General features: G+C 62.5%; 13 protein-coding genes. 6 read left to right on the forward strand and 7 right to left on the reverse strand.

The annotated features are described in order from the left end of the window. Positions 1 to 69 precede the first annotated feature (69 nt). Complete coding sequence (locus tag NKH35_RS17980) at positions 70 to 363, forward strand: hypothetical protein (RefSeq protein ID WP_352915697.1); 294 nt, start codon at positions 70 to 72, stop codon at positions 361 to 363. A 694-nt stretch (positions 364 to 1,057) separates the two neighbouring features. Here the strand turns inward: NKH35_RS17980 and NKH35_RS17985 are convergent. Both NKH35_RS17985 and NKH35_RS17990 read right to left on the reverse strand, forming a co-directional pair. Continuing rightward, positions 1,058 to 1,216, reverse strand: coding sequence for a hypothetical protein (locus NKH35_RS17985; protein ID WP_023672685.1), 159 nt, complete (start codon positions 1,214 to 1,216; stop codon positions 1,058 to 1,060). Positions 1,217 to 1,401: 185 nt separating this feature from the next. Next, positions 1,402 to 1,704, reverse strand: a complete 303-nt coding sequence (locus NKH35_RS17990; RefSeq protein ID WP_023688551.1) for a DUF982 domain-containing protein — start codon at positions 1,702 to 1,704, stop codon at positions 1,402 to 1,404. A 189-nt stretch (positions 1,705 to 1,893) separates the two neighbouring features. On the opposite strand from NKH35_RS17990, the gene NKH35_RS17995 reads away from it, so the two are divergent. From NKH35_RS17995 to NKH35_RS18015, 5 genes are all read left to right on the forward strand, one after another. Further along, a complete protein-coding gene (locus NKH35_RS17995) occupies positions 1,894 to 2,955 on the forward strand; it encodes a glycosyltransferase family 4 protein (protein ID WP_352915650.1) in 1,062 nt (353 codons plus the stop codon). Positions 2,956 to 2,998: 43 nt separating this feature from the next. Next, a complete protein-coding gene (locus tag NKH35_RS18000) occupies positions 2,999 to 5,161 on the forward strand; it encodes an amylo-alpha-1,6-glucosidase (protein ID WP_352915653.1) in 2,163 nt (720 codons plus the stop codon). Positions 5,162 to 5,304: 143 nt separating this feature from the next. After that, the gene (locus NKH35_RS18005; RefSeq protein WP_352915656.1) at positions 5,305 to 7,086 is read left to right on the forward strand and encodes an alpha,alpha-trehalose-phosphate synthase (UDP-forming); all 1,782 of its coding nucleotides are present in this window, start codon (positions 5,305 to 5,307) and stop codon (positions 7,084 to 7,086) included. Beyond that, entirely contained in the window at positions 7,083 to 7,871 is a 789-nt protein-coding gene (gene otsB, locus NKH35_RS18010) for a trehalose-phosphatase (RefSeq protein ID WP_352915659.1), read from the forward strand. The genes NKH35_RS18005 and otsB overlap by 4 nt, the downstream gene beginning before the upstream one ends. A 200-nt stretch (positions 7,872 to 8,071) precedes the next feature. After that, positions 8,072 to 9,529, forward strand: a complete 1,458-nt coding sequence (locus NKH35_RS18015; protein WP_352915662.1) for an NCS1 family nucleobase:cation symporter-1 — start codon at positions 8,072 to 8,074, stop codon at positions 9,527 to 9,529. 160 nt (positions 9,530 to 9,689) lie between these two features. Here NKH35_RS18015 and NKH35_RS18020 read toward each other — a convergent pair whose 3' ends face one another. From NKH35_RS18020 to tpiA, 5 genes are all read right to left on the reverse strand, one after another. Next, complete coding sequence (locus tag NKH35_RS18020; RefSeq protein ID WP_352915664.1) at positions 9,690 to 10,235, reverse strand: DUF1697 domain-containing protein; 546 nt, start codon at positions 10,233 to 10,235, stop codon at positions 9,690 to 9,692. Between the two features lie 24 nt (positions 10,236 to 10,259). After that, positions 10,260 to 11,897 carry a CTP synthase gene (gene pyrG, locus NKH35_RS18025; protein ID WP_352915667.1) on the reverse strand — a complete coding sequence of 546 codons (1,638 nt, stop codon included), beginning with the start codon at positions 11,895 to 11,897 and terminating at the stop codon, positions 10,260 to 10,262. Positions 11,898 to 12,051: 154 nt separating this feature from the next. Continuing rightward, a complete protein-coding gene (locus tag NKH35_RS18030; protein ID WP_352915670.1) occupies positions 12,052 to 13,161 on the reverse strand; it encodes a L,D-transpeptidase in 1,110 nt (369 codons plus the stop codon). 200 nt (positions 13,162 to 13,361) lie between these two features. Beyond that, complete coding sequence (gene secG / locus NKH35_RS18035; protein WP_023688558.1) at positions 13,362 to 13,862, reverse strand: preprotein translocase subunit SecG; 501 nt, start codon at positions 13,860 to 13,862, stop codon at positions 13,362 to 13,364. Positions 13,863 to 14,058: 196 nt separating this feature from the next. Beyond that, positions 14,059 to 14,829, reverse strand: coding sequence for a triose-phosphate isomerase (gene tpiA, locus NKH35_RS18040; protein WP_023671052.1), 771 nt, complete (start codon positions 14,827 to 14,829; stop codon positions 14,059 to 14,061). Between the last annotated feature and the right edge of the window lie 133 nt (positions 14,830 to 14,962).

Raw genomic sequence — 14,962 nt, forward strand, 5'->3', positions numbered from 1 at the left:
GACGAAGCAGACGGAACTTCCCCCCACGATCACGGTTTTGAGTCACGATGCCAACCCAAGGAGATGCAGATGTCGAGCAAAATGCCGCCCGTGCCGCCTGAGAACCAGAGCCAGAAGGGTCGAGGAGAAGGGCGACAGGTTAGCCACGATGATGCCCAGCACGGCACTCACGGAGCGCCGGATCCGGAGCGCCAAGGGCAGCAAGCCAACACCAAGGTCAACACCACTCATAGGGCCGTCAGCAGGATCGGTGATCATGTCCACATCGAAGAAACACCCGAACACGATCCGGCAGGGCGGGCCAGGCGCATCGCACGAGAACGCCAGAAAACCCCTGCAGGTCAACAAACCCCCGGCGGATGAAGACCGTCGATCCAAAAGCCGAGTTTCAGGGGGTGGCGGTGAAAAGGACAGTCATCATTCGCACAATCCAGCCAAGAAGGGTAGCAACAGTTGAACCCACGGCTTTGTAAATGATTGTGCTAAAGCGCGCCGCGTGTGCATGTCATTGTCTCACAACCGAGCCTTTTTTTGAGTGACATGCATAGCCGGACCAGGGTGAGGATCAGCGAGTCGAGACGCCCGGAAAAACCGGAGGCCGTGGGCCCGCACCACTGGCGGAGCGATGCGGGCCCGGCCAAGGGTTACGGCCCTCGACCAGCAGCGAGGGGCTCGCTGCCGCATGCAGAACAAGCCCCGTAATTTCAGGTTCCGCTAATATACAAAAAAGCCGGCCACCTTTCGGCAGCCGGCCAGTTCCAACAGAACAAGGGAACGTGCACTGATGGGGCAGTGCAACGCCCGAAGTGTTTCGAGGCGACGATGTTCCACCGGAAATCCACAGATTCGCCGTTTCGATCTACATTGGCCGGATTGAAAGATCTTTGACGATCTCTCCCAAGTTCTCGCGGAGCCCGGTCCGACGTGTGGCGCCCTGTCTGCGCCTTGGCTCTCTATGCGGCCAGCAAGCTCATCTTTGAAGAATGCCCGCCGCGACTGCCGCGCGCGTCAAACACCGGCGTGCAATTGGTCGAGCGCGCGGCAGACCGGGGACGCGTCAAGTCGAGCGTCGGTCGACGTAGGTGTAGACGCCGGCCCCAATGGCGACCGCGCCGACCGTGATCACGATCGATGGCGCGCCCATCAAACTGGCAAAGACCGCCCAGATGAGGGCGATGACGATAGCGCCGAGTGTTCCCAGGATCAGTCTCGGCATTGTCTACCCCTCCACGTTCGGGCCGCCCGTCGATGGTCGTCACCCACCGGTCATGCGAAACGCCGCATGAAAGCACAGTGTGGCCCATGAGGTGAAGGGCCGCGCCGGAATACTCCGGTGCGGAAAAGATGATGCCCGCGCCGCCAAAGCCCGGGTGTTCAATAGCCAAATGGCTGGACCGGCGCCTAGCGCCTCAGCGCGTGGACTTCCGCCATGCTTTCGCCGCCCATCGGGAGGGCCATGTCATCATCGAGCAGCCGGGTGATGCGGGCAAAGCCCGTAAACGCCTTCCTGGCTGCTTCGGCCGACATTCTGCCCGACAGGGCCGCGGAGCAGCAATTCACGGCGCACTGATACACAGGCCCACGCCGTCCCAATGGCCATTTCTGCAAAAAGACCATCGCTTCGGCAACGCTATCGACTTCCTCGACGGGGTGTCCCTGCCCGCGCGCAATGCGCACGGGCGTAAAGAAATGCAAGCGGTCCATTTTGTTCTCTCCCTGGTCGGCCGCAGCGCGGACCAACCCTACTAAATTCGCGGATGGCGCGTTTGTTCCGCTTATTGCAAAAAAATCTGCGCTGGTGGGCTTGGGTTGCCGACGCCCGCTTTTGTCCGGAACGTTAGGCCGGCTGATGCATTTCGCTCTCGTGATTGCCTTGAGGGACACGTTCAAACCATGCGGATAGCCCATGTCGCCCCTTTGCACGAATCGGTGCCACCCCTTCTCTATGGCGGCACCGAGCGCATCGTTTCCTATCTGACCGAAGGTCTGGTCGAACTCGGCCATGAGGTGACGCTGTTCGCCAGCGGCGACAGCCGGACGTCGGCCAGACTGATACCAGGTCGCGAACGCGCGCTACGCCTCGATCCGCGTCCACTGAAATCGGACACGGCGGCGCATCTTGCGATGCTTGCCGATGTGAGGAACCGAGCCCACGACTTTGATATCATTCATTTTCATCTCAGCCATTTCCTGCATTTCTCGTTCTTCGAGACCATGCCGGACAAGACGGTGACGACGCCGCATGGCCGGCTCGATTATGTCGACCTGGCGCCAGCCTATGAGCGCTTTCCGCGCTTTCCGCTGATCTCGATCTCACATAGCCAGAAGACCGGGCTTGCGAATGCCAATTGGCTGGCCACCATCCATCACGGGCTGCCGACGGGTCTCTATAAGCCGACCTTCGAGACGGCGGCGGGCGAACCATACCTTGCCTTTCTCGGCCGGCTTTCGCGCGACAAGCGGCCGGACCGGGCCATCGACATCGCCTTGCGCTCGGGCATGAAGCTCAAGCTGGCGGCAAAGATCGGCGACGATGATCGCGCCTATTTCCATGAGACGATCGAGCCATTGATCGATGGCGACCGCATCGACTATATCGGCGAGATCGCCGAGGGTGAGAAGACTGAATTCCTCGGCAATGCCGCTGGTCTGCTGTTTCCGATAGACTGGCCCGAGCCGTTCGGCCTTGCCGCGATCGAGGCGATGGCGTGCGGTACGCCAACCATCGGCTGGAACTGCGGTGCGTTGCCGGAAGTCATCGACCATGGCGTTACCGGATTTGTCGTCGATTCTCTCGATGCCGCGGTCGCCGCAGTGCCGGCCTTGCTGCAGCTCGACCGGCGAAAGGTGCGCGCCGTCTTCGAAAGTCGGTTCTCCGCCAACAGGATGGCGCGCGACTATCTCACTGCCTATGCGCGTCTCATCGGCGCCCCGGCTGAATCGAAAGCATCGTGAACGACGGCGGACGTTCCGAGCCTGAAACAGAGATTTGTGACTGATGACCGAACTTGACGAGCGCAAGCTCGACCCTGCCGTTGCCCTTGCCTCCCTGGACGAAACCGCGCCGCGCGAGCCGCACCGGCTGTTTGCCCTCAAGCAGGGTGACTGTTTTGCCGTGGCCGATGCCTACGGCGATATCAGGGGTGCGGGCGACGGTTTCTTCCGTGACGACACGCGGGTGCTGTCGGAGTTCAGGCTCACCGTCGGCGGCCGGCAGACATCGCTGCTCGGTGCCTCGCTCAGCCAGGACAATGTGCTGTTCACCAGCAATTTGACCAATTTGCCGATGCAAAGCGTCGGTGGCCGCGACATCCCCCAGGGCGCCATCCATATCGAGCGCGTCAGGCTGTTGTGGCAGGACCGGCTGTTCGAGCGCATCACCCTTTCCAACTACAGCCAGGAGCATTCGGCAATCCGCGTCTCGCTGCATTTTGCCGCCGATTTCCGCGACATGTTCGAGGTGCGCGGTTCGACCCGGCCGAAGCGCGGAATGGCGCATGCAGCGGAGATCGCGCCTGCCTCGGTGCTGCTGCGCTATGACGGACTGGACGGGCTGGCGCGGGTGTCGGCGATCTCGTTCTCGCAGCCGCCGGACCAGTTGAGCGCCGAGCGCGCGGATTTCCTCATCGCAGTGACCAAGCGCAGCAGCAAGATGCTTTACGTCGAGGTCGGCGCGGAACTGACCGAAATGCCCGATCGCGACCGTTTTCGGGCGGCCGCGGCGCGCGCTCGTTTCGGCATGCGGGCCAAGCGCCGCCATGGCGCGACGGTGCACAGTTCGGGCCGCGTCTTCAACGATTGGGTCGAACGCGCCCGCGCCGATGTCGCCTTGCTGACCACCGAGCTGTCGACCGGCCCTTACCCCTATGCCGGCATCCCCTGGTTTTCGACGGCCTTCGGGCGTGACGGCGTCATCTCGGCGCTGCAGATGCTGTGGCTCAACCCCGGCCTGGCGCGCGGCGTGCTTGCCTTCCTCGCCCAGCACCAGGCGACCGAGACATCGCCTTTCAGCGACTCGCAGCCCGGCAAGATCATGCACGAGACACGCAAGGGCGAGATGGTGGCGCTGCAGGAGCTACCCTTCGGCCGCTACTATGGCGGCGTCGATACCACGCCGCTCTACATCCACCTCGCCTGCGCCTATGCCGAGCGCACCGGCGACATGGACTTCATCGCCAGCCTGTGGCCGTCTCTCTGCGCCGCCGCCAAGTGGACGGAAGAGGCGAGCCGCGCAACCGGCTTCGTCACCTATCAGCGCGCTGCCGAATCCGGCCTTGCGAACCAGGGCTGGAAGGACAGCTTCGACTCGGTCTTCCACGCCGACGGCCGCATTCCCAAGGGGCCGATCGCGCTGGTCGAAGTGCAGGGTTATGTCTTCGCCGCCTTCAGGGGCCTTGCCGCTCTCGCCCGCCGCCGGGGCGAGTTCGCGCAGGCCGAGCACTGGGAAAATCGCGCCGAAGAGATGCGGATCGCCGTCGAGCGTGATTTCTGGCTGGACGATCTCGGCTTTTATGCGCTGGCGATCGACGGCGCCGGAGAGCCGTGCAAGGTGCGCACGTCGAATGCCGGACACCTGCTCTATGTCGGCCTGCCCGAACCGGCGCGGGCGAAGATGGTCGCCGACCAGTTGCTTTCGGCTTCCTTCCACTCCGGCTGGGGGGTGCGAACGCTTTCCGACGATGCTGTGCTGTTCAACCCGATGTCGTACCACAACGGTTCCATCTGGCCACACGACACGGCGATGTGCGGCGCCGGCCTGGCGCGGTTCGGCGAGCGTGACAGCGTGGTGCGGCTGATGAGCGGCACGTTCGAATCCGCCGTGCACTTCAACATGCGGCTGCCGGAACTGTTCTGCGGCTTTACCCGCTCGCCGGGTGAAGCACCGATCGCCTACCCCGTCGCCTGCCTGCCGCAAGCCTGGTCCGCAGGCTCGGCCTTCATGCTGATGCAGGCGTGCCTCGGTCTGGAAATCGACGGCTGGAACGGCGAAATCCATGTGACCCGACCCCGTTTGCCGATCGGCATCGATACGCTGACGCTCAGGCATCTGGGTGTCGGCGAAAAGAGGGTCGATCTTACCTTTCAGCGCGTCGGCGACCGCGTCGTCGCCTTTCTCGCCGACCGCCATGAGGGGCTGGTTCCGCTGATGGTGCGGACATGATCGGAACGGCTTTCAACGGGAACCGATCCCAGGTTTGTGCGTTGCAAAAAACACAGGTTCTCACGGGCGATCGTCGGCTGCGAACACTCAAATCGAACCATGAAGAAAATGGCCCTGACGGCCGAAGTTGAGTTGGAATTTCAATGACTGATTATGGCATGGCCCTGCTCTGGGTCTTGATCCTTGCAAGCCTTGGCCTTTCGGTTCTAGCCGTTCTGTTATCGATCTCCAGGCAACGTCGTAGCCATAGCTTGACGGTTGCGCCGACTGCCGGCGAGGACGTCGCATCGGAAGCGACGCGCAAGGTCTTGCGGGAGTTCGAGAAGAACGGACAATCTCCCGACGCGGCGCTGGTGAACTGGTCGCCCGACACCTTGCGCAAGATACTTGCCGACGACCTGCCGGACGCGCAGGTCATCGTCGTCTCGAACCGAGAACCCTATATCCACAACATCAAGGACGACGGCGTCGAGCTTCTGGTGCCGGCCAGCGGCCTGGTGTCGGCGCTTGAGCCTATCACCCGCGCCTGCAGCGGCACCTGGATCGCCTATGGCGGCGGAACGGCGGATCGTCTGACGGTCGATAGCAACGATCGGGTTCAGGTGCCGCCGGACAATCCGTCCTATACGCTGCGCCGCGTGTGGCTGAGCGACGACGAATATCAGGGCTACTATCTCGGCTTTGCCAATGAAGGGCTTTGGCCGCTCTGCCATATCGCCTTCACCCGGCCGGTCTTCCGTGCCTCGGACTGGGAGGCCTATGAGGTCGTCAACCGCAAATTCGCCGATATGGTGGTTGCCGAGGCGCGCAATGAGCGGCCGATCGTGCTGGTTCAGGATTACCATTTCGCGCTCCTGCCGCGCATGATCCGCGAGCGCCTGCCGGAGGCGATCATCATCACCTTCTGGCACATCCCGTGGCCGAACTCCGAAGTGTTCAGCATCTGCCCATGGCGCGAACGCGTTCTTGATGGACTGCTCGGGAGCTCGATCATCGGCTTTCACACCCAGTTTCATGCCAATAATTTCACTGAAAGCGTAGACCGGTTCCTGGAAAGCCGCATCGAGCGCGCCGACGCCGCGATCTCGTATGGCGGGCGGACGACCCTGGTGCACGCCTATCCCATCTCCATCGAATGGCCGGCCGAACTCCTGGCCAAACTGCCACCGGTCGAGGAAAGCCGCGCCCGCCTGCGTGAGCGGTTCGGCCTGTCGGCGGACGTCAAGCTGTGCGTCGGCGTCGAGCGCCTGGACTACACCAAGGGCATCCTCGACCGCTTCCATGCGCTGGACGAATTGTTTACGCGCCACCCCGAGTGGATCGGCAAGGTAGTGTTCCTGCAGATTGCTGCCCCAAGCCGCGGCACGCTGCCGGCCTACCAGCAATTGCACGATGAATGCCTGCGTTATGCCAACGAGCTCAACCAGCGCTACGGTCATGACGGCTACAAGCCCGTGGTCATGGTGGCTGAGCACCATTCGCAGCAACAGGTCTATGAGATCTATCGCGCCGCCGACATCTGCATGGTCACCAGCCTGCATGACGGCATGAACCTCGTAGCCAAGGAATTCGTCGCCGCGCGTGACGACGAACAGGGCGTGCTGTTGCTCAGCACGTTTGCCGGCGCGTCGCGCGAACTGCTGGAAGCACTGATCGTCAATCCTTACGACGCGGCGATGATGAGCCAGGTGTTGCTGCAGGCGCTGACCATGTCACCGGACGAACAACGCGAGCGCATGCGCCCGATGCGCGAAATAGTGCGCGACAACAATGTCTTTCGCTGGGCCGGCAGCATGCTTCTCGATGCCGCGCGCCTGCGCAAACGCGGCGACCTCGAAAGAGCGACAAGTGTCGCCGAGCGGCCCGCAAACACCGACACCAACATCGTCTCGCTGTTCGACCGCGTGCGGAAGGTGGCGTCATGAATAGCCTGTCGAAAGCACCGGGCCTGCCAACCGCACCCGACCTGCCGGAAGGACAATGGGCGCTTTTCCTCGACATCGACGGCACGTTGCTGGAGCACGCCGCGCACCCCGACGCCGTGTCCGTAAGCGACGAACTGCGCAACCTCCTCGGCGTCGTCGACAAACGGCTGGACGGCGCTGTCGCCTTTATCACCGGCCGCTCGGTCGAAGGCGCCGACCGCCTGTTTCATCCGTTGAAGCTGCGTGTTGCCGGTCTCTATGGGCTGGAACACCGGCTGACGCCGGACGGCCCGGTCGTTACCGCTGATGCTCCCGCCGATATCGCTGCCCTTGCCCACGCCATCGAGGCCGAACTGGATGACGGCCTTGTTCATATCGAGCGCAAGGGTCCGATCCTCGCCATCCATACGCGTGCGGCGCCGCATCTGCTGGCCAGGGCAACGCATCTTGCCGAACGGGCATTGACCGAGCTTCCCAAGGGCTATCGGGTTATCCCGGGCAACGCCGGCGTCGAACTCATGCCGCTCGAAGCGGCCAAGGGCGCTGCCGTGCGGCGTTTCATGGCAATCCCGCCCTTTGCCGGACGGCGGCCGGTCTTTCTCGGCGACGACACCGCCGACGAAAACGGTTTCGAGGCGATCAACGAGGCCGGCGGCATCTCGATCCGGGTCAAGCCGCGTGGGCCGACCGTGGCCCAATACAGGCTCGATGATGTCACCTGCGCGATAGCTTGGCTTGCCGCCAATTTCGACGCATCACCGGCCCTCAACCGCAAAGCGTCCTGATCGCTGCCGCCTGCGGATCGAATCAAGATCGCCGCGTTTGCGCCGGCCTTCGCCAAAAGCCGATCGATAAGCGCTGTTCTCATTGAATATCTTTAAGGCCAAAGCCGGCAAATGGATTGCTTGCCGGTTCCCCTGCGTCAGGCATAACCTGCGCAGTCGACGCGTGAGGGCGCGTGCGGCATCAAGGGGAGGACATCGCAGTGACCATACAAGGCGCATCACCTGATCTATACAATGAGGATCTGGCTCCGGCCAAAGTCCGAAACTGGGGGCCGTTCTCGATCTTCAACGTCTGGACGTCGGACGTCCACAGCCTCTGGGGCTATTATCTCGCCGCAAGCCTGTTCCTGTTTTGCGGCGGCTTCGTCAATTTCATCATCGCCATCGGCATCGGTTCGCTGATCATCTACGCGCTGATGAACATGGTCGGCTATGCCGGCGTGAAGACCGGCGTGCCCTACCCCGTGCTGGCGCGCGCGTCCTTCGGCATCTGGGGCGCCAACATTCCGGCCTTGGTGCGCGCCATCGTCGCCTGCTTCTGGTACGGCGCGCAGACGGCAGCGGCATCGGGCGCGATCGTGGCGTTGCTGATCCGCTCGCAATGGTTCGCCGATTTCAACGCCAACACGCATTTCCTCGGCCATACGGGTCTGGAAGTGATCTGTTTTGTGGTCATCTGGGCAATGCAATTGCTGATCATCCAGAACGGCATGGAAACGGTGCGCCGCTTTCAGGATTGGGCCGGACCGGCGGTCTGGGTGATGATGTTGATCCTGGCGATCTATCTCTGTGTAAAATCCGGGAGATTTGCCTTTACCAGCGACATCCCGATGGATGTGCTGCTCGACAAGACAAAGGATGCCGGCGTACCCGGAACCCCTGGCTCCTGGACGTCGCTATTTGCGGTGGCCGCGATCTGGGTCACCTATTTCTCGGCGCTCTATCTCAATTTCTGCGATTTCGCCCGCTATGCCCCAGACAAGGCATCGCTGCGCAAGGGCAACATCTGGGGCCTGCCGATCAATCTCATCCTGTTCTCGCTGGTCGCCGGCGTGACCACCATCGCTGCCTTCGACGTCTATGGCGAAGTGCTTCTGCATCCCGACCAGATCTCGGCGAAATTCGACAGCTGGTTCCTGGCAGCGCTTGCAGCCCTGACTTTTGCCGTGGCGACGCTCGGCATCAATGTGGTGGCAAACTTCGTCTCGCCGGCCTTCGACTTCTCCAATGTCTTTCCCCGGCAGATCGACTTCAAGAAGGGCGGCTATATCGCGGCCGTGATCGCGCTGGTGCTTTATCCCTTCGCGCCGTGGGAAGGCAGTGCCGCGTCTTTCGTCAACGTCATCGGCGCGACGATGGGGCCGATCTTCGGGGTGATGATGGTCGACTACTATCTGATCCGGAAGGGCGAGGTCGACGTCGAGGCACTGTACCGCGAACATGGCGAGTTCCGCTTCCAGGGCGGCTGGCACGTCAACGCCTTCATAGCCGCCGGCATCGGCGCCATCTTCTCCTCGGTCCTGCCGAACTTCACGAACCTGCTACCGGCATGGTGGGGCGTTTATGGCTGGTTCTTCGGCGTCGGCATTGCAGGGGTCATCTACTACGTCCTTCGCACTGCCGCCCTTGGCGCAGGGGCCAGGACGGCGAAGGCGTGAAATGAGAGATAGGGAGTAGTCAGTAGTCAGTAGTCAGTAGTCAGTAGGGAATAGTATAACCCCTACTCCCTACTCCTTACTCCTTACTCCTTACTCCTTACTCCTTACTCCTTACTCCTTACTCCCTACTCCTTACTCCCTACTCCTTACTCCCTACTCCCTACTCCCTACTCCCTACCATCTCAGCCAACCTCCGCACCGTGTTCCAGTTGCGTGCGGTGCCGATGCCCATGCGCTTGTGGTTCATGGCAGCGAGCAGCCGCGAGCTTGGCCGCTCGCGCGAAAAGACGACCCAGATGTCACCGTCGACCGAAGCCACCTTCTCGTCCTCCGCGGCATAGGCCTGGAGCGCGGCCACACCATCCGCTGGCGCTGGCTTGCGCATCACCCGCACAGCCACCTGATCGCCTGCCTCGGCAGAGTCGGCCGGGAATGGGTTGCCGGCGGCAAGTTTCAGCCAATCCTCGGCAGTGCGCACGATGATGACGACATTGCGGCCGAAGGTTTTTTCGAAGGCCGTTTCCAACTGCTGTTCCAGCTTGGCGATACCAGTCGCCCGTGTCTCGAAGACCAGATTGCCGGTCGCCACCAAGGTGCGCGGGTTCTTCAGCCCAAGCTGTTCAGCCATCGCCTTGAGGTCGGACATGACGACCCGGCGGCCTTCGCCCAGGATAATGCTGTAGAGCAGCGCAACATAGGTCTGCATCAGCTGCGAAACCTCACCGTGGCCCTAGACCAGTCGCGACTGGTCCACCGCGGCCGAGATGAAGCTGGCGAACAGGGGATGCGGCTCAAGCGGCCGGCTCTTCAGCTCCGGATGGTACTGGACGCCGATGAACCAGGGATGGCCGGGGTATTCGACCGTTTCCGGCAGCACGCCGTCGGGCGACATGCCGGCAAACACCAGGCCGCAATCCTCCAGCCGCTCCTTGTAGTCGATATTGACCTCGTAGCGGTGGCGATGGCGCTCGGAAATCTGGGTGTCGCCATAGATGTCGGCGATCTTCGAACCCTTGGCGAGTTCAGCCTGATAGGCGCCAAGCCGCATGGTGCCGCCGAGATCGCCCGTTTCGCGGCGCTTCTCCAGCATGTTGCCTTTCAGCCATTCGGTCATCAGGCCGACGACCGGCTCGTCGGTCGGACCGAATTCGGTCGACGAGGCGTGTTCGACGCCGGCCAGCGAGCGCGCTGCCTCGATGCAGGCCATCTGCATACCGAAGCAGATGCCGAAATACGGCACCTTGCGCTCGCGGGCGAATTTCGCCGCCAGGATCTTGCCTTCCGAGCCGCGCTCGCCGAAGCCGCCGGGCACCAGGATGCCATGCACCTTTTCCAGCCACGGCGTCGGGTCTTCCTTCTCGAAAATCTCGCTCTCGATCCAGTCGAGCTTGACCTTGACGCGGTTGGCCATGCCGCCATGCGACAAAGCCTCGATCAGCGATTTGTAGGCATCCTTGAGGCCGGTGTATTTGCCGACAATGGCGATCGTTACCTCGCCTTCCGGATTGTGGATGCGGTTGGACACGGCCTGCCAGGGCTCCATGCGCGGCTTCGGCGCCGGATCGATACCGAAGGCGGCCAGCACTTCCGAATCGAGCCCTTCCTTGTGGTAAGCCATCGGCACGTCATAGATGTGGGGCACGTCGAGCGCCTGGATGACGGCACTTTCGCGCACATTGCAGAACAGCGACAGTTTTCTGCGCTCTTCCTTGGGGATGGCGCGGTCGGCGCGGACCAGCAGGATATCGGGCGCGATGCCGATGCCGCGCAGTTCCTTGACCGAATGCTGGGTCGGCTTGGTCTTCAGCTCGCCGGCCGTGGGGATGTAAGGCATCAAGGTCAGGTGGACATAGACGGCGTTGTTGCGCGGCAGATCGTTGCCGAGCTGGCGGATCGCCTCGAGAAACGGCATCGCCTCGATATCGCCAACCGTGCCGCCGATTTCGCACAGCACGAAATCATAGTCGTCATTGCCGTCGAGCACGAAATTCTTGATCTCATCGGTGACATGCGGAATGACCTGCACGGTGGCACCGAGATAGTCGCCGCGCCGTTCGCGCTCGATGATGTTCTTGTAGATGCGGCCGGTGGTGATGTTGTCCTGCTGGTTGGCCGAGCGGCCGGTGAAGCGCTCGTAATGGCCAAGATCGAGATCGGTCTCGGCGCCGTCATCGGTGACGAAAACCTCGCCATGCTGGTAAGGCGACATCGTTCCGGGATCGACATTGAGATAGGGATCGAGCTTTTTGATGCGTGCGCGATAGCCTCGCGCCTGCAAGAGAGCCCCAAGGGCCGCTGCAGCGATGCCTTTTCCAAGTGAGGAAACCACGCCGCCTGTGATGAATACATATCGCGCCATGGGAGTCATCGCTTAACGCGGCCGAATTGATTCCGCCAGAGAAAAAACCGCCGCTGAGGCTTTTTCCAGAGAAGGCGCGATAGTCCCGAGGTTCGAGACTGGTGTTTTGGTCAAAACAAAAGGGCCGGCAAAAGCCGGCCCTTTCGGCAGGTTTGTGAAAGCGTCAGATGATGACGACCTTGGTGCCGACCCTGACGCGGCTGTAGAGGTCCATGACGTGCTCGTTGATCATGCGGAAGCAGCCATTGGAAGCGCTGGTTCCGATCGACTGCGGCGCGATGGTGCCGTGGATGCGCAGATGCGTGTCCTTCTTGCCGTCGTAGAGATAGATGGCGCGGGCGCCGAGCGGGTTCTGGCCGCCGCCGGGCATGCCGTCCTTGTACTGGCCGTAATGCTTGGGTTCGCGCTTCTGCATGTCGAGCGTCGGGATCCAGCGCGGCCATTCCTGCTTGTCGCCAACGGCAACCTTGCCCTTGAACTGCAGGCCTTCGCGGCCGACCGCGATCGCATAGCGGCGGGCGGTGAAAGCCGATTCGACGAGGTAGAGGCGGCGCGCGCTGGTATCGATGACGATCGTACCCGGCTCATAGCCGCTGAATTCGACGTCCTGCGGCACGAATTCCGGCTTCACCTTGAACTGCTTCTTGGCTTGCCGCTTGGCGAGAGCCTGGTCGAGCGCGCGCGTTTCGGGGAGATAGGCAATCGACGAGGCAGAGGACGTGCCGCCGAACAGGCCGGCGAACAGTCCGCCACTCGTCGGCTTCTGGCCCGGGGCCTCGCTGCGCAATTCGCCATTGTTGCCGGTCAGCGCGATATTCATCGCTTCGGCCGGAAGCGGTTCAGCCGATTCGATCGGCTCGATCGGGTCAACCGGAGCGATGATCTTGGTGGTCTTCTTGCCTGGCTTGGCGTCGGCAACCACGACCGGCTTGCCCTTGCTTGCCAGGAACGCCTGGCGCTGGGCATCGGCCCTGGCTTTCGCCGCATCGCGCATCGCCAGCTTGCGGGCCTCGAGCGCCTTGACGCGGGCGAGATCCCTGTCGGCGGCGATCTTGTCTTCGAGCTTGCTGATCTGAGCCAGATCATCCGGGCTCGGGTTTTTCTTCTTCTTGAGAAGCTTCAGCTGCGTCGCATCGCTCTTGGCGGCGACGTTGATGACAGCGGTTTTGCCAACCGCCTGCGGTGAGGTCATTGCCGGAGTGCCGGCGAAGACCGCGGAGCTCATGCCGAATACGGCACAAAACCCCATGAAAATGAAGCTGCGAAGCTGCATGGCGAAGATCCGATCGTTCAATGCTTGTTGCCCACGGCGTCGCCCGGCGCCCCCAAGGGCGCAGAAAGTGCCGCCGGCAATCTATAATCGAAGTGGCGTACGGGCCTCAAGCACGGGGTGCGGTCGAATCTTCGTGATCGTGTGCCATTTGCCGCGACTGTGTTGAAACAACAACAGATCGCGGCACCGGACGCTACCGACTACTGGTTCGGAACCTGCGGTGTGACCGGCAAGGTAACGCCATTGGTAGCCGGCGGCGCAGCCGAATCGGTTGCAGGTGGCGTCGCCGGAGATGGAGCCGTCGCCGGGGCCGTGGTGGCGGGAGCCGTCGCGGGCGGCGTGGTGGCGGCGCCGTTGGCCGCGGGCGCGGCCGGTGCGGTGTTGCCCGAAGGCGGCGTCGGCGCCGTCGTGCCGGGCAACTGATTGAGCACGCCGTTGCCGCTGTCGGCCGGCACGCGGTCGAGAATGTCGATCGGTTTTTCGCCATAGCGGGCAACGATCGAGAGTGTCAGCGACGTCACGAAGAAGGCCGCGGCCAGGATCGCCGTCGCCCGCGTCAGCGCATTGGCGGCGCCACGCGCGGTCATGAAACCGGAACCGCCGCCAATGCCGAGACCACCGCCTTCGGAGCGTTGCAGCAGTACCACGCCGACAAGGGCGAGCACGACCATGAGGTGGATGACGATCAGTACGGTTTCCATATTTTATCCTGGCAAGCCCTGCCGCTCCCTGGCGATCAGGGCCGGTGATTTGGAGGCGGCTCCATACAATGCTTTAACGGCATTTCCAAGCCCGTGGCCGGAATATGGGAAGCAATGCGCCCTTTGCAACGATTTCCGCCGAACTGCTGCGTTCATAAGTCGATGACGGAACTGGTCGGCAACGAAATTCCGGGGCCTACGCGATATTCTGGTATGCCTCAGCGATGGCGAGAAAGTCGGACGCCTTCAAGCTGGCGCCGCCAACCAGCGCGCCGTCGACGTTTTTGACGCCCAGCAGTTCGACCGCGTTGGACGCCTTGACCGAGCCGCCATAGAGGATGCGCATCTTGCCGGCCACGGCTGCGCCGAGCGCTTCCGCCAGTTTTTGGCGGATATGCGCGTGCGCCTCCGCCACGTCTTCGGCGGTCGGCGTCAGGCCGGTGCCGATAGCCCATACCGGCTCGTAGGCGATAACGGTGTTGGCGGGCGTTGCGCTCGGTGGCACCGAGCCGGCGACCTGGCGCGATAACACGTCGAGTGCTGTGCCCGCTTCGCGCTCGGCCTTGGTCTCGCCGATGCAGATGATGGCGACGAGCCCTGCCCGCCACGCCGCCGAGGCCTTGGCGAGGACGATGGCATCGTCCTCGCTGCGCTGTTCGCGGCACTCGGAATGGCCGACAATGACGTGGCTGGCGCCCGCATCCTTCAGCATCTCGGCTGAGACGCAGCCGGTGAAGGCGCCGCTTTCCTTGATGTGGCAGTCCTCGCCTCCGGCCCGCACCGGCGTGCGCGACAGGATTTCGACGGCGCGCGACAGCAAGGTCGCCGGCACGCAGACCAATGCTTCGGTCTCTGCGTCGAGCCCGCTCATGAAGCCGTTGCCGATCATCCTGAGCTCGTTCAGCGAAGCGCTGGTGCCGTTCATTTTCCAGTTGCCGGCAACGAGCGGTCGAATTCCTGGCGTCATGGGGATCTGGTTCTCCGGGCGACATTGGGGTCTCGCCCTCCCTATCAAAATCAGGCCACAAAGCAATCGACAGTGAGCCGGAAGGGCGCTATTGCGCTTGTTTCAGACTCGGGCGCACGCAAAACTGCGCAAA

Origin of the sequence: Mesorhizobium sp. M1143 (assembly GCF_040318435.1) — a bacterium.
Classification (GTDB): domain Bacteria; phylum Pseudomonadota; class Alphaproteobacteria; order Rhizobiales; family Rhizobiaceae; genus Mesorhizobium.

What these genes read in the sequence shown, in the direction of transcription:
- pyrG (WP_352915667.1), bottom strand. Translation starts at nt 11,897, where the DNA reads ATGACTCCCATGGCGCGATATGTATTCATCACAGGCGGCGTGGTTTCC.
- NKH35_RS18030 (WP_352915670.1), bottom strand. Translation starts at nt 13,161, where the DNA reads ATGCAGCTTCGCAGCTTCATTTTCATGGGGTTTTGTGCCGTATTCGGC.
- NKH35_RS17990 (WP_023688551.1), bottom strand. Translation starts at nt 1,704, where the DNA reads ATGGACCGCTTGCATTTCTTTACGCCCGTGCGCATTGCGCGCGGGCAG.
- NKH35_RS17995 (WP_352915650.1), top strand. Translation starts at nt 1,894, where the DNA reads ATGCGGATAGCCCATGTCGCCCCTTTGCACGAATCGGTGCCACCCCTT.
- NKH35_RS17980 (WP_352915697.1), top strand. Translation starts at nt 70, where the DNA reads ATGTCGAGCAAAATGCCGCCCGTGCCGCCTGAGAACCAGAGCCAGAAG.
- otsB (WP_352915659.1), top strand. Translation starts at nt 7,083, where the DNA reads ATGAATAGCCTGTCGAAAGCACCGGGCCTGCCAACCGCACCCGACCTG.
- tpiA (WP_023671052.1), bottom strand. Translation starts at nt 14,829, where the DNA reads ATGACGCCAGGAATTCGACCGCTCGTTGCCGGCAACTGGAAAATGAAC.
- NKH35_RS18020 (WP_352915664.1), bottom strand. Translation starts at nt 10,235, where the DNA reads ATGCAGACCTATGTTGCGCTGCTCTACAGCATTATCCTGGGCGAAGGC.
- NKH35_RS18005 (WP_352915656.1), top strand. Translation starts at nt 5,305, where the DNA reads ATGACTGATTATGGCATGGCCCTGCTCTGGGTCTTGATCCTTGCAAGC.
- NKH35_RS17985 (WP_023672685.1), bottom strand. Translation starts at nt 1,216, where the DNA reads ATGCCGAGACTGATCCTGGGAACACTCGGCGCTATCGTCATCGCCCTC.
- NKH35_RS18000 (WP_352915653.1), top strand. Translation starts at nt 2,999, where the DNA reads ATGACCGAACTTGACGAGCGCAAGCTCGACCCTGCCGTTGCCCTTGCC.
- secG (WP_023688558.1), bottom strand. Translation starts at nt 13,862, where the DNA reads ATGGAAACCGTACTGATCGTCATCCACCTCATGGTCGTGCTCGCCCTT.